The 20,474-nt window shown below is 60.8% G+C and carries 19 protein-coding genes; 7 read left to right on the plus strand and 12 right to left on the minus strand.

Annotated elements, in window-relative coordinates:
• The first annotated feature begins 3 nt into the window (after positions 1-3).
• Both WDN01_14405 and WDN01_14410 read left to right on the plus strand, forming a co-directional pair.
• On the plus strand, positions 4-249 hold the full coding sequence (locus WDN01_14405; GenBank protein MEJ0027217.1) for a DUF2274 domain-containing protein: 246 nt from the start codon (positions 4-6) through the stop codon (positions 247-249).
• Between the two features lie 417 nt (positions 250-666).
• On the plus strand, positions 667-1,179 hold the full coding sequence (locus tag WDN01_14410) for a hypothetical protein (GenBank protein MEJ0027218.1): 513 nt from the start codon (positions 667-669) through the stop codon (positions 1,177-1,179).
• A gap of 36 nt (positions 1,180-1,215) precedes the next feature.
• Here WDN01_14410 and WDN01_14415 read toward each other — a convergent pair whose 3' ends face one another.
• The 12 genes from WDN01_14415 to WDN01_14470 all read right to left on the minus strand — a co-directional run bounded on the left by WDN01_14415 (position 1,216) and on the right by WDN01_14470 (position 14,782).
• Positions 1,216-2,097 (minus strand): MaoC/PaaZ C-terminal domain-containing protein, encoded by an 882-nt coding sequence (locus WDN01_14415; GenBank protein MEJ0027219.1) that lies wholly within the window; start codon positions 2,095-2,097, stop codon positions 1,216-1,218.
• 2 nt (positions 2,098-2,099) lie between these two features.
• Positions 2,100-3,080 carry an alpha/beta hydrolase gene (locus WDN01_14420; GenBank protein ID MEJ0027220.1) on the minus strand — a complete coding sequence of 327 codons (981 nt, stop codon included), beginning with the start codon at positions 3,078-3,080 and terminating at the stop codon, positions 2,100-2,102.
• A 79-nt stretch (positions 3,081-3,159) separates the two neighbouring features.
• Positions 3,160-4,287 carry an acyl-CoA dehydrogenase family protein gene (locus WDN01_14425; GenBank protein MEJ0027221.1) on the minus strand — a complete coding sequence of 376 codons (1,128 nt, stop codon included), beginning with the start codon at positions 4,285-4,287 and terminating at the stop codon, positions 3,160-3,162.
• A gap of 24 nt (positions 4,288-4,311) precedes the next feature.
• Positions 4,312-5,523, minus strand: coding sequence for an acyl-CoA dehydrogenase family protein (locus tag WDN01_14430; protein MEJ0027222.1), 1,212 nt, complete (start codon positions 5,521-5,523; stop codon positions 4,312-4,314).
• Positions 5,524-5,539: 16 nt separating this feature from the next.
• Positions 5,540-6,745, minus strand: coding sequence for an acyl-CoA dehydrogenase family protein (locus WDN01_14435; protein ID MEJ0027223.1), 1,206 nt, complete (start codon positions 6,743-6,745; stop codon positions 5,540-5,542).
• 51 nt (positions 6,746-6,796) lie between these two features.
• Positions 6,797-8,383 (minus strand): AMP-binding protein, encoded by a 1,587-nt coding sequence (locus WDN01_14440; GenBank protein MEJ0027224.1) that lies wholly within the window; start codon positions 8,381-8,383, stop codon positions 6,797-6,799.
• Between the two features lie 178 nt (positions 8,384-8,561).
• Positions 8,562-9,188, minus strand: a complete 627-nt coding sequence (locus WDN01_14445; protein ID MEJ0027225.1) for a TetR/AcrR family transcriptional regulator — start codon at positions 9,186-9,188, stop codon at positions 8,562-8,564.
• Between the two features lie 152 nt (positions 9,189-9,340).
• Positions 9,341-10,219, minus strand: coding sequence for an SDR family NAD(P)-dependent oxidoreductase (locus tag WDN01_14450; protein MEJ0027226.1), 879 nt, complete (start codon positions 10,217-10,219; stop codon positions 9,341-9,343).
• A gap of 36 nt (positions 10,220-10,255) precedes the next feature.
• Complete coding sequence (locus WDN01_14455; GenBank protein MEJ0027227.1) at positions 10,256-11,338, minus strand: Zn-dependent alcohol dehydrogenase; 1,083 nt, start codon at positions 11,336-11,338, stop codon at positions 10,256-10,258.
• 27 nt (positions 11,339-11,365) lie between these two features.
• Positions 11,366-12,802, minus strand: a complete 1,437-nt coding sequence (locus WDN01_14460) for an aldehyde dehydrogenase family protein (protein ID MEJ0027228.1) — start codon at positions 12,800-12,802, stop codon at positions 11,366-11,368.
• A gap of 46 nt (positions 12,803-12,848) precedes the next feature.
• A complete protein-coding gene (locus WDN01_14465; GenBank protein ID MEJ0027229.1) occupies positions 12,849-14,009 on the minus strand; it encodes a hypothetical protein in 1,161 nt (386 codons plus the stop codon).
• A gap of 452 nt (positions 14,010-14,461) precedes the next feature.
• Positions 14,462-14,782 carry a 2Fe-2S iron-sulfur cluster-binding protein gene (locus WDN01_14470; GenBank protein MEJ0027230.1) on the minus strand — a complete coding sequence of 107 codons (321 nt, stop codon included), beginning with the start codon at positions 14,780-14,782 and terminating at the stop codon, positions 14,462-14,464.
• Between the two features lie 317 nt (positions 14,783-15,099).
• On the opposite strand from WDN01_14470, the gene WDN01_14475 reads away from it, so the two are divergent.
• The 5 genes from WDN01_14475 to WDN01_14495 all read left to right on the plus strand — a co-directional run bounded on the left by WDN01_14475 (position 15,100) and on the right by WDN01_14495 (position 20,213).
• Entirely contained in the window at positions 15,100-15,915 is an 816-nt protein-coding gene (locus WDN01_14475) for an SDR family NAD(P)-dependent oxidoreductase (GenBank protein MEJ0027231.1), read from the plus strand.
• Positions 15,916-15,978: 63 nt separating this feature from the next.
• Positions 15,979-17,220: a serine hydrolase domain-containing protein gene (locus tag WDN01_14480; GenBank protein MEJ0027232.1), complete on the plus strand. Its 1,242-nt coding sequence runs from the start codon at positions 15,979-15,981 to the stop codon at positions 17,218-17,220.
• Between the two features lie 34 nt (positions 17,221-17,254).
• Entirely contained in the window at positions 17,255-18,115 is an 861-nt protein-coding gene (locus WDN01_14485) for an alpha/beta hydrolase (GenBank protein MEJ0027233.1), read from the plus strand.
• 303 nt (positions 18,116-18,418) lie between these two features.
• Positions 18,419-19,318 carry an alpha/beta fold hydrolase gene (locus WDN01_14490; protein MEJ0027234.1) on the plus strand — a complete coding sequence of 300 codons (900 nt, stop codon included), beginning with the start codon at positions 18,419-18,421 and terminating at the stop codon, positions 19,316-19,318.
• A gap of 172 nt (positions 19,319-19,490) precedes the next feature.
• Complete coding sequence (locus WDN01_14495; protein MEJ0027235.1) at positions 19,491-20,213, plus strand: TetR/AcrR family transcriptional regulator; 723 nt, start codon at positions 19,491-19,493, stop codon at positions 20,211-20,213.
• The last annotated feature ends 261 nt before the right edge of the window (positions 20,214-20,474 follow it).

Raw genomic sequence — 20,474 nt, forward strand, 5'->3', positions numbered from 1 at the left:
CCAATGGCCAATCTCAGGATAGGACCAATCGAAAGCGACAAGCCGGTGCGCGTCACTATAGAACTTCCCGCCGCTGTCCATCGCAATCTGCTTGCCTATGCCGACGCACACGCAAAGGAAACCGGGCAGCAGCCGTTGGAACCCACAAAACTGATCGGGCCAATGCTGGAACGATTCATGGCAACGGATCGCGGGTTTGCCAAAGCGCGACGAACGCGGAAAACTTCAAGCAAATCCTCTGGCGCGTGACTCGTCACGCATGAACGCCACAAAGCGACCCGCAACTGGATTTTCGCTTTCAGGCAACCACACTAAGTCAAATTCGAGCCAAGCATTGGGCTCCTCTACGGGTCTAAATTCGATGCCCGGAGCCTGGCCCTCGACTTGACTCTCCGTGGCGAGCGTGACTCCAAAGCCCGCCCGTACGAGTGCTAGAATTGTTTGTTTGCTTGCTTGGTGAACTTCGAAATGCGCAGCGTTGCTGACAAGCGTTGCGTAGTACTCTCGTTGAGTTTGATTCTCAGGCCAGCCTTGGACGAGAATGGTCTCACGGCTGACATCCTCCCAGCTCACCGAAACTTGCCCGACGAGACGATGTTGGCCTGGAATGACAACGATGAGTTTCTCTCGGAATAGCGGACACGCGGCAACGTGCGGCCATATTGTGTGACCACCAACCAAGGCAACATCAAGACGCCGCTCTGCAAGTCCCAGCGCAATATCCCGTTCGTTACCATCCATTATCTTCAGGCTGACGTCCGGAAAGGCCGAGCGCCAAGAACTCAGAAGCGCCTGTGCAGCCCCTCCAATCGGTGGAACACGAACCCCAAGAATTATCTGACCTTCCGCGCCACCCGCATGCTTTCGACTGGTTCGCACAAGCGCTTCCACGTCCGCAAGAATGCGGCGCGCTTTTTCAACTGCTATCTTGCCGCCTCGGGTAAGCCGGATGCCGCTATGGTTCCGCTCGAACAATGTCAAACCGAGTTCATCTTCCAGTTTGCTGATACGGCGACTTACTGTCGAAATCTCGACATCGAGGAACTTGGCAGCACGCGAGAGAGCACCCGAATCCGCGCACGCAACCAAACAGCGCAAATCTGCTACGCTGGCGACTTCGTCACCAAGAGATTCGAAGACATCGAGCGGGTTAGATACTCTCGTTACTGGCTCCTGTGATAGAATCGCTCAGTTGTCGAGCGCTCCCTGTGGAGGTCAAGCCGAACGCAAAAGCGCTTTGCCGTTCTTAATGACTGTTGCTCCACGTTCCTTCACTCGAGCTTCGAAAGACACCGTGGTGTCGTCCTTCCACAGATCGACAGTAACCGTGTCACCAGGGAATACCGGCGCCGAAAAGCGGGCCTGATGGCTTGCTATCCGGTCCGAGTCATATCCTACGATTGTCTGCAACACGGCTCGACATGTCAGGCCATATGTACACAAACCGTGAAGGATGGGGCGGGGAAAACCCGACCGCTTGGCGCTGTCCGGATCGGAGTGGAGGGGATTACGGTCGCCGTTCAGCCGGTAGAGCAGCGCTTGGTCGGGTCGTGTTTCATAGTCGATGGATATGTCCGGCTTTCGAGACGGGATCTCATGGGGTTCCGGCTGGCCCTCCGACGGACCGCCAAACCCACCATCGCCGCGGCAAAAACTAGAGCTCGTTAGCTTAGCAATCTCGGCTCCAGTCTCGTCTGTCCAGATCGTCTGGCCGACCAGAACGGCGCCCTTGTCCTTGCCTTTGTCGAAGGCGCCGATCGTCCGGCTTTGAATTGTAAATGTGCCGGTCGGTGGGAGCGGCTTGTGCAACTCGACCTTTTGTTCGCCGTGGACGAGCATCAGGAAGTTCGGCGCACTCTCCCGATGCCCTTCCCTGCGTGGCAATGGTTCGCCGCGCCCCGCGCCCGAGGCTAGAACGGTTGCCACGGTGGGCACGACCTTCAGGCCTTTCTCATAGACGAAGGCCAGCTCGTCTCGATTCAGAGGATCTCGGCCCATGCCAATGCCAAGGGCGTACAGCATGACGTCCTTGTCCGTATAGGTGAACGGACGCGGCTTGGTGCCCTGATCGAGGATGTCGGGGTAGTAGATCGGCATGTTTACTTCTCCACTGTCGCGTCGTTGAACCGTCGGCAAGCGCCGTCGGCGAGAGCGCTCTCAAGGATGCCGGCAATCTCAGCGACAGCCGAAAAAACAGCCGGCGAAATGTCGGCCATGACGAAGAAGTCGTGCGGCAAACTCTGATACTCGATGTGCTGGACCGCGACCCCTGCTTCGCGCAGCCGCACGGCATAGTCGCGCCCCTCGTCTTTCAGAGGATCGAAACCGGCGGTCACGATCAAGCCGGGAGGAGCGCCGATGACGTCCGCCCGCTCGAGGTTTAGCCTGTGAACTTGGGGGTGCCCCTGCGCCTTGAGGCACTGGTCGAACCAAGCCAGTCCCGCACGGGTTAGTACGGGGCCATCCAACTCCCGCCGCGACGTCGTCTCCTCCTCCGGCCAAAGGCCGGGATAGAGCAAAAGCTGGAACGCCAATCGGCGGCTTGGATCTCCGATCAGGCCGACCGCAACAGAGGCGGCCAGATTGCCGCCCGCCGAATCTCCTCCCACAGCAATTCGCCCGGGATCAATCTCCAGTTCGGCGGCATGATCGAATGCCCAGCGTGTGGCCCATACCGCATCGTCGTGGGCCGCTGGGAACGGGTGCTCCGGCGCTAAGCGGTAGTCCACTGCGAGGACTTTGCAGCCCGCCGCACTTGCCAACCTTCGACAATGGGCATCGTGCGATTCCAGATCGCCGATGACGAACCCTCCACCATGAAAATATACGAGCAGGCCGGACAGGACTCGCACACCAGGATCGTAGAGACGGACGACAAGCTGTCCGGCGTCTCGGGATATCACTAGGTCGCGCACGGAGATACCGGCCGGAGGGTTCGCATTGAGGCCTTGCCGCTGCGCACGATACCCCGCGCGCACCGCGCTCAGCGGCAGCGAGCCTGGCGCCGGACGCACAGTAGCGGCTTGGCGCTGAAAGAAGGCTTGGAAAGCGGGATCAAGCTCTCGCACAGCGCGCTCCATGCCCGAGTTGGGCTACCGACTGCCTGACAGCTGCCGACCTCGGACGGCGTTGCTCGCGCCAGCCCCGCCGGCGTAAGACCTAGTATCCCAGCAGCGTGGCATAGCGGTCCCGGTGATAGGATTGGTTGCCGAAAGTCGCCTCCTGCGCGCGGGCGCGCTTGAGATAGAAACCGGCCTCGTGCGCATCGGTCATGCCAATGCCGCCATGCATCTGCACCATCTCGTTGGAGACGAGATGCACCAGGTCGCCCACCTTTGCCTTGGCGAGTGAGGCGAGCTGCGCCACATCGTTCGCGTCGCGGTCGATTGCCGCCAACGCGCCTTCGACACAGGAGCGTCCGAGCTCCAGGTCGGTGAACATCTTCGCGGCGCGATGCTGGAGCGCCTGGAAGGTTCCGATCTTTTGGCCAAACTGCTCGCGGGTCTTGAGATATTCAAGCGTGACATCGAAGGATTGCGCCGCGTGGCCGAGCATCTCGGCTGCGAGGCCTGCGCGGGCACGATCGAGCGTCGTTTCGAGGACGCCCTGGCCCTGGTCGAATGCGCCAAGTACTTCGCCCTCGACATCCTTGAACGTCAGGTTGGCGTAGCCGCGAGAGTCTACCGTCTTCAGCGCCTCGCGCGAAAGGCCGGGCGCCTTGCCATCCACCAACGCCAGCGTAATACCGCCTTTGTCACCTGGTTTGCCAGAGGTGCGCGCCGCGACGATGATAAGATCGGCCACGCTGCCATCAAGCACGAAGGTCTTCTTGCCGTTCAGCTTGATACCCGATCCCGCCTTCTCGCCTTTGAGCGCGATTTTCTCTGGAGCGTGATGCGGACCTTCATCAACCGCCAAGGTGGCAACCAACTCGCCCGCCGCAATCGCAGACAGATACTTTCCCTTCTGCGCCTCGGAGCCCGCCAGCAACAGGGCCGTCGTGGCCGTGAGCGCCGTTGAAATCAGGGGCGAGGCCGTGAGCGTGCGGCCGGTCTCTTCGAGCACCAGGCCAAGCGTGACATAGCCCAGACCGGTGCCGCCGAATTCTTCCGGAATCAGTATGCCGGCCCACCCCATTTCCGCCATCTCGGCCCACACCGCGCGGTCGAATCCGTCCGGGTTGCCGCTGTCGCGCAGCTTGCGAAAGGCGGTGACGGGCGATTTCTCCTGTACCCACGACTTCGCGCCGTCGCGGATCATCGATTGTTCTTCTGTCAAGACTGCCATTGGATTTCCATCCGAGTGTGTTGGTTATTGATGGTCGAGGAGGCCAAGGATGCGCTTGGCGATGATGTTGTTCTGGATTTCGTGGGAGCCGCCAAAGATCGTCGTTGCCTTGCCGCCGAGCCAGCCGCGAACAGTCTCGAGCTCGTCCCTGGCAAAGCCGCTGCCCTCCCAGCCGAGACCCTGATGGCCCATGATTTCGATCAACAACTCGGCGCGCTCCTGACCGATCCGCGAGCCGGCGTTCTTCATGATCGAGGTTGTGTTGGAGGGGGAGGCATTTCCCTTTGCTTCCGCCATCGCGCGCTGGATCGTGAGCATGAACGCGCGCTGATCCATCATGTGGTTGGTGATGCGCGCCCGTAGGTCGCCATCGGACAGCCGGCCGTTGTCTTCTGCGCCCACATAGATTTTTGCCACCACGTCGAGCGATCTGTTCTCGCCGCCGCGCGCGGCGCCACCGCCTGCTCCCGCGCTCAAACCCTGGCGTTCGAACTGGAGAAGCCGCTTGCCGATGGTCCAGCCGCCGTTCAGCGGTCCCATCAGGTTCTCCTTGGGCACCTTTACGTCGGTGAAGAAGGTCTCGCAGAACGGCGAGTTGCCGGAGATTAGCTTGATCGGGCGAACCTCGATGCCCGGCGACTTCATGTCGATCAGCAGAAAGGATATGCCCTCGTGCTTGCGCGTGTTGTCGGTGCGCACGAGGCAGAAGCACCAATCCGCATATTGCGCGCCAGACGTCCAGACTTTCTGGCCGTTGACGAGGAAGTGGTCGCCCTTGTCGACCGCCTGGGTCCGCAAGCTCGCCAGATCGGAGCCTGCGCCAGGCTCCGAATAGCCTTGGCACCACCACACCGTGCCCTTCACGATCCCAGGGACATGCGTCGCCTTTTGTGCCTCATTGCCGTATTCGAGAAGCGTCGGGCCGAACATCATCACGCCCATCCCGCCAATCGGATTGAACGCGCCGGCGCGGGTCAGTTCCTGTTGCAGCACGCGCGCCTGCGCCGTTGACAATCCGCCACCGCCATATTGCTTAGGGTAAGTTGGCGTGCCCCACCCCTTATCCCCCATCACCTTCTTCCACTTCGCGAAATCCTCGCCGCCGGCGGCCCCGCCTTCGGTCATCATCATGCCGCCCTTGTGCTTGAGCGACGGTGGAAAGTTCTGCTCGATCCACTGGCGCGCTTCGGCGCGGAAGGCTTCGAGATCGGTATCGATTTTCTCTGCAGCGCTCATCGGTGTTCTCCAACCTCTACTGGTGATCGAGCAAGCCAAGAATCCGCTTGGCAATGATGTTGTTCTGAATTTCGTTCGAGCCGCCATAGATCGACTGGGCCTTGCCCGAAAGCCAGGTGCGCGTCGCATCGATCTCGTTCTTCGAGTAGCTGTCGCCTTCCCATCCGAGACCCTGGAATCCCATGATCTCGACCATCAGCTCGGCGCGATCCTGGTTGTTGCGCACATTGGCATTCTTCAAGATCGAGGTGACCGCGGACGGCCCCTGATTGGACCGGGCGTCGTCAGCCATACGCTGAAGCGTCAGCCGCATCGCCGCGACGTTCATGCCATGGTCCGCAATGCGAACGCGCAAATCGGCATCTGCAATGCGGCCGCTGGCGTCCGCGCCGACATAAGCCTTGGCGATCTCGTCGACGGAGCGCGTGTCGCCGCCGCGAAGGGAAGCTCCACGCGTATTGCCACCCTGGCCGTCGCGCTCGAACTGAAGAAGCCGCTTGCCGATGGTCCAGCCGCCGTTGAGCGGGCCTAGCAGATTCCCCTTCGGCACCTTTACGTCGGTGAAGAAAGTCTCACAGAACGGCGAATGACCGGAAATCAACCGGATCGGGCGCGCGGCGACACCCGGCGTGCGCATATCGATCATGAGGAAGCTGATGCCTTCATGCTTCCGCGTGTTGTCGGTGCGGACAAGGCAGAAACACCAATCGGCATAGTGGGCGCCGCTGGTCCAGATCTTCTGGCCGTTGACGAGGAAGTGGTCGCCCTTATCGATCGCCTGCGTCCGCAAACTCGCGAGATCAGAGCCCGCGCCGGGCTCGGAATAGCCCTGGCACCAGCGCCGTTCGCCGCGCGTAATATATGGAATGTGTTCCGCCTTTTGCTTCTCGTTGCCGTATTCCAGAAGCGTTGGGCCGAACATCGAGATGCCCATTCCACCGATCGGATTCCACGCGCCGATACGGCTCATCTCCTGCAGGAGAATCCGCGCCTTCTCGCGCGAGAGGCCACCGCCGCCAAATTGCGCGGGCCAGGTCGGCGCGCCCCAGCCTTTCTCCGCCACCGCTGCCTTCCAGCCCAGATAGTCGGGATCGGTAGGTCCCCGGCCCTCGACCAGCATCATCGCTCCTCTGTTCTTGAGCGATTGAGGGAAGTTCGCCGACAACCAGTCATGCGCCTCGGCACGAAAGACTTCCAATTCAGTGTCATCGATGTCCGTCATATTGGATCTCCCAAGTCGCGGTGTTTCCGGACAAGTCCGATGTGGCCGGCTTCATATCTGACGCTCCCGGCCCGCCCAGTAAGGTGCGCGGACCTTGTTGCGCTGGATCTTGCCGGCCTCAGAACGCGGCAGTTCCGTCACGAAGTCGACCTTCTTCGGCACCTTGAAGCCCGGGAGCCTGCTGCGGGCATAATTCAGGATGTCCTGCGCCAACTCGTCGGAGGGCACATAACCCGGCTTCAGCATGATGACGGCACGAACCTGCTCGCCCCATTCGGGATCCGGAACACCGACTGTCGACGAGTCGGCCACCGCCTCGTGCTTAATCAGCTCATTGTCGATCTCCTGCGGATAAATATTGACGCCGCCCGAGATGATAGTCTCCGCATTGCGGCCCGTGAGGAACAGATAGTCCTCGTCGTCGAAATAGCCGACGTCGCCCATCGTGAAGAAATCGTCCACCCGGGCTGCTTGGGTCTTCTTTTCATCCTTGTAATAGGTAAACCCGCCGCCCGGCGGCAGTTGTTGATAGATCATGCCGGGCTGTCCGTTCGGAAGATCCCGCCCCGCTTCGTCGAGGATTCGGACCTTGAGCACCTCGGGGCGCTTCCCGACGCTGCCGGGCTTTCGCAGCCATTCCTCCGCCGAGATGGTGAAGCCGGCACCGCCTTCCGACCCGGCATAATATTCGCTGAGGACGGGGCCGAACCACTCGATCATCGCGTATTTGACGTCGGGCGGGCATGGAGCGGCGCCGTGAACGATATATTTGACGTGGCCGACGTCGTACTTCGCTTTGACATGGTCCGGCAACGCGAGCAGCCGCTGAAACATGATCGGCACCAGATGGAGGTGCGTCACCTTCTTCTCAGCAATGGTCTTCAACACGCGCTCGGAGTCCCACTTGTCCATGAAGATCAGCGGAACGCCGGCGCCCATGGCTGCACGAACGTCAAATGCGAGCGGCGCTGCATGGTATGCAGGCCCGGCACAAAGCTGAACCGATGTCGCGGGATCATAGCCCTTCAGTGCGTAGGAACTCGGAGGTACGATCGCCTGTGCAGGACGAAAAACGCCTTTCGGACGCCCCGTCGTGCCGGACGTGTACATCATGGCGTTGCCGAGAACCGGATCGTGAATGTCTCTGTCGTCGTACGGCGCAAGGGCGTCGTCATACGATTCGAACCCCTCGATTTCGTCTCCCACCGCGAGCTTGAGCAGAACGTCCGGGCAGGCCGCCGCAGCCTCGGCCATGGCGGCTACGCGCGCATCGCCGACGATGGCTTTCGCATCACAATCGCGGATAATGTAAGCGATCTCGTCCGCGGTCAGATGCCAGTTGACTGGCGTCAATCGGATGCCGGTGCGAAGCGTGGCGGCCAGGACCTCGACAAATTCCGCACGGTTCGAGCACACGAGCGCTAGCGAGTCGCCCGGCTTAAGGCCCCGGCTGCGCAGCAGTCGCGCGAGGCGATTGGCGTTGGCGTTCACCTTTGCGAAGGAGTGAAGCCGCCCTGACGGATCGTGAACAGCAATGCGGTCGGGCTGCGTGTCAGCCCACACGGCAAGCGTCATGCCGACGCGAGCGGCGTCGTCGAGACGAGCGTACAGATTTGTGCGAGCGGCAATGTCATTCATAAGCATTGCTCGGCGCGTGCTGAACTTGAGACTGCGTTCTAAACGACTCTTCACCCACGGCGCTGCGCGAGCAGGGTACGCCGACAATGTCATTACTCACCGATGCCTCCCAAAGCCGCTTATGTCTGCAGCCCAACCCCAAAAAGAGCCATTCGAACGGCGTTCCACAATGCCAAGATCAAACTCGCCTTGACGACCGCCGGGGCGCGGTTCTCGGCTGATCCGAGTGATTGATCAGATAGTTCGCTCCGGCCGCGATCTGATCGGCCAGTTCCCGCGGGAGCCGACGGTCCGGCTGGGATGAGATCATCGCCGCGATCCCACGCCCCAGTGCCCATAATGCGACGGCCACATTTGCCTGCTGCGCCGCCGGAAAGCGGCCGTCTTCCTTGACGGCCGCCTGATAGGCCAGGAACGTCTTATGTTCGGCTTCCCGAAGCGACTCGTGTCGCGCCATCAAGCGTTCGCTGAACATCAGCGAGAACAAGGCGGGCCGCGCCTGGGCAAACCCGAAATAAGCTCGCGCGCCGGCCGCGACAGGCGTAGGAAATTCGCGTCGCTCTTGAAACCGTATGATGTCGCGCCGTAGATCCTCATATCCCATGACGGCGAGACTGAGGAGAAGTTCCTCCTTGTTCGAGAAGTAGTGGTAGATGGAGGCGAGGCCTATTCCCGCTTTTTCAGCAATTGCCCGCAGATTGAGATTGTCGACGCCTTGGGTTGCGAGGATATCCGTGGCGGCGGAGAGCGCTTTGGCCCTGACACTGCCGATGTGATGCGCCGGGTGCTTGAAATCGTATTTCACGGCATCAGTTCACGGAACCGCCGTTCGATCCACAATTCGGTGTCCCGATAGCGCGCTCCAAGCTCCAAGGAAGCGATACAGGACAATCATACTGTTTTTGTACCCGGCCGCATACCCATCTTTTTCGGCCCCTTCCGGAACCGGTAGCCGGTCTAGGTCCGCGCAAGCACGCGCTCGTTGGAAGCCGCAAAGAACACGGCATCGGCATGTTCCGCCACGTCCTGAGCCGTGTAGGGATGGCCGGGACGAAAGCCTTCCGCCTGGAGCATTTTGATCTCCGCCACACCACGCGCGGAAACGGCAAGGACCTTGCCGGTGTGATCGGCGGCCAGGTCGGATGCCATGAACAGCACACCAGGCGCGATGTTTTCCGGAAAGCTCATCGGATCCGGCTCGCGCCCCTGGCGGCCGGGCAAGTCCGAGGTCATGCGGGTAAACGCCCCGGGAGCAAGTCCCATCACGCGAATATCGTACTTGCGTCCCTCTATCGAGAGCACGCGCATGAAGCCGTAGATGCCGGCCTTGGCGGCTCCGTAGTTCGACTGCCCGAAATTGCCGTACAGGCCGGAGGTCGACGAGGTCATAATGATCACGCCCGGCTTTCCATTGGCCCGCAGCCATTTCCAAACCGGCATGGTGCAGCAATAGGTCCCTTTGAGGTGCACCTTGACCACAAGGTCCCAGTCCTCCTCCGTCATATTGGAGAAGGTGCGGTCGCGTAGAATGCCGGCATTGCAGACGAGGATGTCGACCTGGCCGAAGGCTTCCAAAGCGCTCTTCAGGATGTTCTCGCCGCCGGCGATGGTGGAGACATCGTCGGCGTTCGCGACCGCGCGGCCGCCCGCGGCCGTAATGTCGGCCACCACCTTATTGGCAGCAGCGCTCGAGCCTGAACCCGAGCCGTCGCGGGCACCGCCCAAATCGTTGACGACGACCGCGGCGCCTTCCTTCGCAAACAACTTCGCATAGGCTTCGCCGAGCCCACCGCCCGCCCCTGTGATGATCGCGACCTTACCGTCCAAGAGCCCCATGGTTGTCCTCCCGTTGTTTGAAGCTGCGCCATTCGTTCAGGAGAAGACGATGACCGACCGCGCGAGTTCGCCTGTCTTCATGTCCGCAAAGCCTTCGTTCACCTGATCGAGCCGGATGCGTCGCGAGATGAGCTTGTCGAGCTTGAGCTGGCCTGACAGGTAGAAGTCAACCAGTCGCGGCATATCGATGGGAAAGCGATTCGAGCCCATCATCGAACCCTGGATGCGTTTCTCTCCCAGGAAGGCGGCGCCCATCAGCGAGACCATTTGGCCCGGCGGTATCATACCGATGACATTGGCTGTACCCCCGCGACGCAGCATGTTGAATGCCTGCTCGGCCGTCTTCGCAAGCCCGATAGCTTCGAACGAGTGGTGTACGCCGCCCTTGGTCAATTCCAGAACCTCCTTGACGGCGTCCGTTCGCGACGCGTCGATGAAGTCGGTCGCGCCAAATTCGCGTGCCAAGGACTCCTTAGAGGTAACCGCGTCGATTGCAATGATGCGACCAGCCCCGGCGATTGCCGCCCCGTTGATCGCGGAGAGACCGACGCCGCCGCAACCGATGACGGCCACGGTATCACCTGGACGAACATTGGAGGTGTGAATTGCAGCCCCGACGCCCGTCATCACCGAGCAGCCGATCAGTGCTGCGCGATCGAGTGGCATGTCCTTGCGGATCGCAACGCAGGAGTGCTCGTGGACGAGCATTTGCTCGGCGAACGACGAAAGATTGAAGAAGTGCGGCAGCGGGGCTCCCGCGAGGGTGAGCCGTGACGGCTCGTCCTTGCCGCGCTTGGTCTCGGGCGATTGGCATCTGCTCATATGGCCGCCGAGGCAGTGCTCGCAGTGACCGCAGAACGCTGAAAGACAGGTGATGACGTGGTCTCCAGGCCGAACGGTGCGAACTTCCGAGCCAACGGCCTCGACCACACCGGCACTCTCATGCCCCAGCACCGCGGGCAGAGGGTACGGATAGATGCCTTCGATGAAATGGAGATCGGAATGGCAAAGCCCGGCGGCAGAGGTGCGGATGAGCACCTCGTGCGCTCCCGGCTTCGAAATCTCGACGTCTTCTATCTGCAAGGGTTTACGCGGTTCGCGCAGCACGGCGGCCTTCATGGTTCAGTCCCTTTATTTTGTGTATGGTCAGGCGGCCTGTTTGGGCGTGTAGCCAAGGATCGCCTTGGTCTCCAGGAATTCCTGAAAGCCGTAGTCGCCCCACTCGCGTCCGTTGCCGCTCATTTTATAGCCGCCGAAGGGGGCCGTTATGTCGCCCCCGCCGTTGATCGAAACCTGGCCGGCGCGCAGCTTCGAAGCCACGGCACGCGCCTTCTGAAGGTCGGCGGACTGCACATAGGCGGCCAGCCCGTATTCGGTGTCGTTGCCGATCTGGATCGCCTCGCCGAGCGACGCGTAGCCCAGGATCGACAGCACAGGCCCAAAAATCTCCTCCCGGGCGATGGTCATGTCGTTCTCGACATGGGCAAAGACCGTGGGCTTCACGTAGTAGCCGCTTGTCAGGCCGTCCGGCCTTCCAATACCGCCCGTGACCAGGGTGGCGCCCTCATCAATACCTGACTGAATCAGCAGCTGAATCTTGTCGAACTGCGTTTTCGAGACCACCGGGCCGAGATGGCTGTTGCCGTTCGGATCGCCGACAATGAGCTTCTCCGCCGTCTCTTTGGCCACAGCGATAGCCTCGCCCATCCGCGCGGACGGGACCAGCATCCGAGTCGGCGCGTTGCAGCTCTGACCGGAATTGTTCATCACCGAAGCGACTCCCCGCGCCACGCCTGCGGCAAAAGCCTCGTCGTCCAGAATGATGTTCGGGCTCTTGCCGCCCAACTCTTGCGCGACGCGCTTGACCGTCGGAGCGGCCGCCTTCGCCACCTCGATGCCGGCGCGCGTCGAGCCGGTGAAGGAAACCATGTCGACTTCCGGATGGGAGGCGATTGCCGCTCCGACCGTGGGACCGTCGCCATGCACGAGGTTGAACACGCCGGCCGGAACGCCAGCCGCGTGCATAATCTCGGCGAAGATCTGCCCGGAAAAGGGCGCCAATTCCGAAGGCTTCAGCACCATCGTGCAGCCCGCCGCGATCGCCGGCGCCACCTTGCAGACGATCTGGTTCAACGGCCAGTTCCAAGGCGTGATGAAGCCGCACACGCCGATCGGTTCCTTGACGACCACGGTCGGGCCGCGATCTTCCTCGAACTTGAAGTTCTTGAGGACTTCGATTGCGGCGGCCAGATGCCCCAATCCGACCGGCACCTGGGCGCGCTGGGCCAACGACGCTGGAGCGCCCATCTCCTCGGTGACGGCCTTGGCGAGATCGCCGAACCGCTTCTGGTATTCGGACCGGATGTTTTGCAAGAGCTCCAGCCGCTGTTCTCGTGTGGACTGGCTCCAGCCGTCGAACGCCTTCCGCGCCGCCTGCGCCGCACGATCGACATCCGCCCCAGAGCCGAGCGCGATCCGTCCCGCAATCGTCTGGGTTGCCGGGTTCTCCACATCGAGAAACTCTAGCGTCTCGAGCGGATCGACCCAGGCGCCGTCGATGTAGAATTTGAAATATTCCCGCATAGTTGACTCCGATAGGAACAGGTGGCGCACTGAAGGCGCGCGGTGGTTAGGGGGCCTCGTTGGAAAAGATGATCGTGCCGGAGGCGGCAAACATACCGCCGACGCCATGTGCGACGCTGATCTTCGCGCCAGGCACCTGCGCCGGCGCAATGCCGCGCAACTGTCGCACGCTCTCCTGCAGCGCATACATGCCGTACATGCCCGAGTGCATGTAGGAGAGCCCGCCGCCGTTCGTATTAAGCGGCAGCTTCCCGATCGGCTTGCCGTCCTTCGCGGGCGCCGTGTTGCGCTCGCGGATGAACGCCGCCGCTTCACCCTCCTTGCAGAAGCCCAGATCTTCCAGGCCGTAGAGCGGCAAATGCGCGAAGGCATCGTAGATCATCAAATGGTCGACGTCGGCATGTGTAATGCCGGCCTCCTCGAACGCCTTCTTGCCACTGATGCGAAAGGCCGTCGAATGGGTAAAGTCATACATCTGGCTGACCATCGGCGTTTCCACGCTCTCCCCCGTGCCCAGGACATAAACTGGCTTGCGCGGGAAGTCCTTTGCGCGGTCGGCGGAGGTGAGAATCAGTGCCCCTCCACCATCTGTCACCAAGCAACACATTAGCTTTGTGAAGGGCCACGCGATGATTTCGGCATTCATCACATCGGCGACTGAGATTGGCTCCTTGTAGCTGGCGCGCGGATTTTGGGCTGCCCACTCCCGCTGGATCACAGCAACATGCGCCAAGTCCTCAACCGAATAGTTTCGAACCTGCAGATATCGCAGAACCGGCACCGTAAACATGGTGGGCGGACCCATCGGCCCGAAAGGCATCTCGAACTGACCCATCAGACTCGATGGCGCACGTCCAAAACCGCCCGCCCCCACGCGAGAGCGACCGCTCTCGCCATGCGTGATCAGGATGGTTTTCGCAAAGCCCTCATTGATCGCCGCCGCGGCGTGGCGGACGTGCAGCATGAAAGAGCATCCGCCGACACTTGTGCCGTCCGCATATGTTGGCTTGATGCCGAGATAATGGGCGAGCTCGACCGGACTGATCCCGGCCGTGGCCACACCATCGATGTCGGACGGCTTGAGGCCTGCGTCGGCCAGCGCATTCAGCGCCGCGTCGGCGTGCAGGCCGATCACGGACACATCCGGGATGCGGCCCATCTTGGTGGTTTCTGCGGCGCCGACGACTGCAACGGTTTTCTGTTTCATCGTATTACGCCCCAACGGCGGCGAAAAACGGAAGCGAGATCGCATCGCTCTGCGCTGAAAACGTAACCTTTAGCGGCATATCGAGCCGCAACGCCTCAGGGGTTTGGGGGCAGCCAACGATATTGGTCATCATGGTCGGTCCCTCGGCCAGTTTGACCACGGCAATCGCGTATGGGTCAGTTCCCATATCGGGTCGCGGGCGCATATTGATTACGTATGACCACAAGACGGCCTCGCCCGAGGCCCTGAAGATCTCTACATTCCGGCTGCCGCACTTCGGGCAAAACGGACGCGGGGGGAAATACGCGCCACCGTCGCATTCGGTGCACCGTTGCAGGCGAAGCTCGCCCGCTTTGCAGCCCTCCCAGAAGTGGCGCGTCTCTGGAGTCGGCTCAGGTAACATTCGCGGTGGCATTTGGTCCTCGATGTGGCGGATTTGATCCGTGCAGAAATTAATGTTGGCTTTTTGGAAGGTCGACCACCAAGCCGTCGAGCTGCGCCTCGACCTTGATCTGACAACCGAGTCGTGAGTTCGCGCGCTCTCCCTCGACGAACTCCAACATGTTGAGCTCCATTTCAGCCTTCGGCAGAAGGCGGCCCAACCAATCTTCCGAGACGTAAACATGACATGTGCCGCAAGCCGCGGCACCGCCGCAATCACCATCGATGCCCGGAACGCTGTTGCGAACAGCGCCCTCCATCACGGTCGTTCCAACGGGTGCTTCGACTTCGTACACATCACCAGCATGGGTACGGTACACAATCCGTGGCATGGACCCTCTCCGACAGCCTCAAGGCGCAACAGCTATGTGCATGTGAAACGCTGTTCGACAAGCCGTTTTATTCGGCCCGCATCTGTCGGCCACCTGATCGATCCTGCATGCTGGATTTCCGCCAGTTCCATTCGCACACTGTGCTTGACCTTTTTCTTTAACGGCGTCGCGTAACAAGCAGGATATCCGGTACGTGCGTTGACGTCCGAGGCAGAGTTGTTACCGTATGAACGCAAAGCTCACGCTGAAGCCGGCGGGCCGCCAACGCATTCGAGGCGGACACATGCTTGGTCAGACATCGGAGGGAGGAGATCTCAATGTCGGCAACGCTCAATCCGAACGGAACCCTAAAGGGCAAGGTGGCACTTGTGACCGGGGCCAGTCGTGGGATCGGTGAAGCGATCAGTGTTCGCCTGGCGATGGAGGGGGCGAGGGTCGTCGCCTCTGCGCGCACGGCCGCCGAGCGCGAGAGCAAATTGCCAGGCACACTGACCGAGACTGTTGAGCGCATAACCAAGGCCGGCGGCGAGTCAATGTTCGTCAAGGCCGATCTCTCGCATCCAGAAGACCGCGAGCGGTTGGTTGATGCTGCCGTGAACGCCTATGGGCCGATCGATATCCTCGTGAACAACGCCGCGATCACCTATTTCATTCCCGTTACGGATTTTCCGGAGAAGCGCTTCAAGCTGATGATGGAGGTGCAGGTCTACGCCCCCTTCCACCTTTCCCAGCTCGTCCTGCCGGCCATGAAGGAGCGGAAAAGCGGCTCCATCATCAACATCTCCTCGCCGGCCGGCATCGATCCGAAGCCGCCCTACACACGTGCGGGCGGCGGAACGGTATATGGCATGTGCAAGGCCGCGCTCGAGCGCTTCTCAACTGGGCTCGCATCGGAGGTCTATGAGTACGGGATCGCCGTGAATGCGGTATCGCCTGGCCTGGTGGATACGCCCGGCGTCGCTGTTCACGGCCTGATCAACGAGCGCACCAAAGATCGAGTCCAGCCGATCGAGTTCATTGCCGAGGCGGTCTATCAGTTCGCGACCGGCGATCCGAAGACCCTTACTGGCCGCATAGCATACGCGGCACCGCTGCTCGAGGAATTGGCGGTCGCGCCGAGAGCGCTCATCTGAACGGACTTTCGGCGTATAGCCGGCCGACCGATAGGTCGTGTAATCACTGTGCAGGAGACGTTCATGGATTTGGCTCCAAGCGAAGCGGGATTCGATCCGGCCCGGCTTGCACGCATCACCGGACATCTGGAGCGGCACTACATCGAGCCTGAGAAGATCGCGGGTTGCCAAGTGGCCGTCGTCCGCAAGGGGCATGTCGCCTATTGGAAGAGCTTCGGTCGCATGGACCGCGAACGCGACAAGCCGATGCGGGACGACGCGATCTTCCGCATCTATTCCATGACGAAGCCGATAACTTCCGTGGCACTGATGACCCTCTACGAGCAGGGTGCCTTCCAACTCGATGATCCGGTTAGCCGCTTCGTACCGAGCTGGCGGGGGCCACAAGTGTATGAGTCCGGCGACTGTGGGGCGATGAAGACCCGCGCCCCAAAGCGGCCGGCCTCGATGCGCGATATGCTGTGTCACACAGGCGGCCTGACGTATGGAAACATGCTTGCTGCACTCGGTGCGCCGAACAGCGCGCACCCGGTTGACCAGGCCTATGCGGCACAGAAGATCCGTCGCGATCCCAGGGAGACGCTTTCGGATTTTCTGGAGAAGCTCGCGGAGATACCCCTGTTTTATGAGCCGGGCGAACGGTGGATGTATTCGCTCTCGACCGATGTGTGCGGCGCGCTTGCAGAGCGGATTTCGGGGATGCGGTTCGACAAATTTCTCGAGGCGACGATCTTTGGGCCGCTCGGCATGAAGGACACGGCGTTCTTCGTCCCGCCGGACAAGCTTTCCCGTTTTTGCGCCAACTACCGGCGCCGCATCGCCGACAAGACGCTGCAACTTATCGACGATCCCGAGACGAGCCTGTACCGCGAAGAGCCTTCATTCTTTTCCGGCGGCGGGGGACTGACGAGCACGTTGTCGGATTACCTGCGCTTCGCCGAGATGCTCCGCCGCGGCGGCGAACTGGACGGCGCGCGCATTATCGGTCCTCGCACGCTGGAGTTGATGCATCAGAACCATTTGAAAGATGGCAGGGATCTGGCGGCCATGGCGCTCAGTGCGCTCTCCGAGACCGCGAACGAAGGCGTGGGCTTCGGCCTCGGGTTCGCCTCCACGATCGACCAGGTCAAGGCGGGCACTCTGGGCGTCGGAGACTACTATTGGGGGGGTGCAGCCTCGACGATCTTCTGGGTAGACCCGAAGGAGGATATGAGCGTGGTGTTCATGACCCAGTTCATGCCGTCGGCAACGTTCGGTTTCCGGGCGCAATTAAAGAACATCATCTACTCGGCGATCATTGACTAGGCGCCATTCGAAATAGGCGCAGAGCGAGGTGTGTGTGCCGGAAATCACGCTTGCAAATCGTCCCGAGGGTCCGCCAAGGCGCTGGCCCGACGGATTTTTCACCGTCAAAGATGGTACCAGGCTGCATTATGTCGAGGCAGGCGCTGGCTGGCCGGTTGTTCTCATTCACGGAGCGCGAGGCAGCGCCATCGGAAATTGGTTTTCCAACGGAATTGCGCCGAAGCTGGCACAAACCAACAAGGTCTACGCGCTCGACATGCGCGACCACGGCCTGAGCGATGCGCAGAAGCCCCTTGATCATGATGCGATGGCGGAAGACATTCTGGAGTTCATGGACCAGAAAGGCATCGAGAAGGCCCATATGGGCGGCTTTTCGATGGGTGCGTTCCTTCTCGTTCGGTTGATGATACGAGCGCCGGAGCGCTTCATCACATGCTGCTTCCAGGGCGGCGGGCTTCGCGAGACGCCGGAGTGGCTCACGCGGATTCCGCCGGACAAGGAGGGACGAGACCCGGATCAAGACAGGGCCGAAGCGCTGGTGCGTCAGCGGCGTCGGGCGAAGGGCGCAGAGATCGGCAACAATTTCTCGGATCGGCCGCCAGACGGCGACGGCGCAAACCGCTTCCCACCAGACCTACAAGAGCGATTTCGCAAGCGGGACGCAGAGTTTGCGGCCTTCGATTTGTCATCCATCAAATTTCCGGTCATGGCGATCAACGGCGAGTTCGACCGTCCCCGGGCAATGACCCATCGCCTGTGGCGCGAGCTGGACGACTTCACGAATGTGGTGCTGCCCGGCAAAGGTCATCTGACCTCGATGATGGCCGGATTCATTCCGCAGACCTACATCGATCGGTATGCGTCTTTCGTCGTGAGCCACAATCCGGCACCTTGACGGCACGACGTGCGGACCGAGCTTCTAGCGTCGGCCTGAGTGCGGCGGTGCGGACCCGCTTCAACCGCCCATACACTTTCATTGGTAAGTTGCCACCATATTCGCACGGCCGCTTTTGGTCGCGGGTTTCTGCGTCGACATGAGAATCCAACCACAACGCGCGTGAGTGCTGCGGAACCGATTTCCGGTGCCGCACGTATTCTGACTGGTTATAAGGTCAATAGTGAAATCGATCATGCGCTCGCGCCTCATAGGACGCGTGTGAACGACGCCTGCGAGGGTTGAATGCGGTTCCGGCGCGGCTTGAGCATCATTCTGGCAGTAGTGGCAACCGGTTGCGAACCGGAAGCTCAGGGATTTTACGAATCGGGCGGGAACGAGATCGGATTGCCGCGCAACGAACCGACAAACGACCGCCTCGCCCGGAAAGGCGCAACGCGAATGATCATCGCCGGACGAAAGGTCGACGTTTGGCGGCCAGTCGCCGGCGACCGGCCTGCGCCGCTGATATTGTTTTCGCACGGGTTCAGCGGCTGCGGCGCTCAATCCAGTTTCCTCATGCGCGCGCTCGCCAATGCAGGCTATCTCGTCGTCGCGCCCAATCACAAGGACGCGCGCTGTGCCGACGGCAACTGGACGCTTTTCGGCGACCTGCCCGACCCGTCATTCCTTTCTTACCGACGTTGGAACGCGGATTCCTACAGCGGTCGGCGAGATGACATGTGGGCGGTCATGGAAGCAGTGCTGACCGACCCTGCCTTTCATGCGGACCCCGACCGGATCGGGCTCGTCGGCCATTCGCTTGGCGGCTATACCGTCCTCGGCCTTGCCGGTGCTTGGCCGGCTTGGCGCACGCCAGGTATCAAGGCGGTGGTCGCGTTGTCGCCCTGGTGCGCTCCCTTTGTCGCCGCCCATACACTGAACGGTGTATCCGTGCCCACGGAGTACCAGGGCGGCACCCTTGATCTGGGCCTCACACCCACGGTGAAGCGCAAAGACGGCTGCTACGAGAGCACGCCCGCGCCAGCAGCTTTTGTCGAATTTTCGGGCGCGGGCCACTTGGCTTGGACCGATCTCATTTCCCGGTACCAGCAGCAAGCGATCCGCTATACGCTTGCGTGGCTTGACCACTATGTGCGGGACGCACCGGCCGCTGCGATTCCGACAGCGGGCGCGAGAGTAAGGGATCAACGCGTAAAATAAGATCGCTGCTCGCGGGCTACGAGCCCGAATTATGCGCAGTTTCGCATCGGCTTGGTTCTAATTTGTTCGCTAGGATCAGATGCCAGAAGCGGCGTCAGGCCCAGCCATAGGACTGGGTTGACCTTTTGTTCCATGCTAAACAGGACAGTCTGGCAACTAGCCCAGCTGTTGCGTGCAGTTGCTACATGCCATTCGGGACCTTCGCGGCGACGTCTTCCGCTTCGACGTCTTTTTTGAATTATCCCTTGAATCCAAATCAGGAGACAGGCCAAACCACTCAATGGAGCAGATGTTTTCGATCACTCAAAAGCGTAGACGATTGCCGCCGGAGCTTCGGCGCCAGGAGATGATCGACGCCGCAGCGGCACTCCTACTGAAGCGGGGTACGCTGCCTTTACCATCAGATGATCTTCGGCGCGCTGCAGGCATAAGTAAGGCGCTCATCTATGCCTACTTTCCGACCCAGCATGATTTGCTCAATACGCTGCTGAAGCGCGAGCTTCAGGCGCTGGTCGCGATGGGCATCTGCGATGCCGTGCGCAAGATGCCCCTTCACGAAGCAGCACTTTTGTCGGCGCTCATCTACTTCGACCGAATTGCCGACGTCGGCCCGCTCGCGCACATCATCCTGCGCGAACGCTATATGACCGGCCATGTGAGCGAAGAAAACCGGCATATGCGAGATCGAATCGTCCTAGCGCTCGTCCGTGCCGGCCGACGTGAGTTGATGTTGACAGCAAAGGAAAACATCGCGGCCTTCAACCTCGTGATTGCGATACCGGAAGAGGCAGGGCGGCTCGCCTTTGTGGGTGATATGGAGCGGAGCGGGGCACGAGACCTATGCGCTCGCCTCGTTGAGAGCAGCCTTGCCGCGCTGGCCCCCGCGATCAAGTAGGGCGGAAGCTGGCGAACCAAGGACTACGTCTTCGATTACGGCGTCGAAGCGTCCAAGAAGGCATTGCCCAATCGCGCATCAATTTCGGCGACTCCGTTACGCGCGACTGACTGCTCGGAAAGCATTGCTACGACCTCAGCTTGTGGCGGATTTGCAACAAGAGCACTGCATCACACTATTGACCAACGCACAATTCTATTGACCATCTCTGCCTTCTCACAGCATTCTTGTCGGTAAGTTCGGCAGTTTGACGGTTCAAAC

The sequence above is a fragment of the Rhizomicrobium sp. genome, from assembly GCA_037200985.1.
In the GTDB taxonomy this organism is placed as follows: Bacteria; Pseudomonadota; Alphaproteobacteria; order Micropepsales; family Micropepsaceae; genus Rhizomicrobium.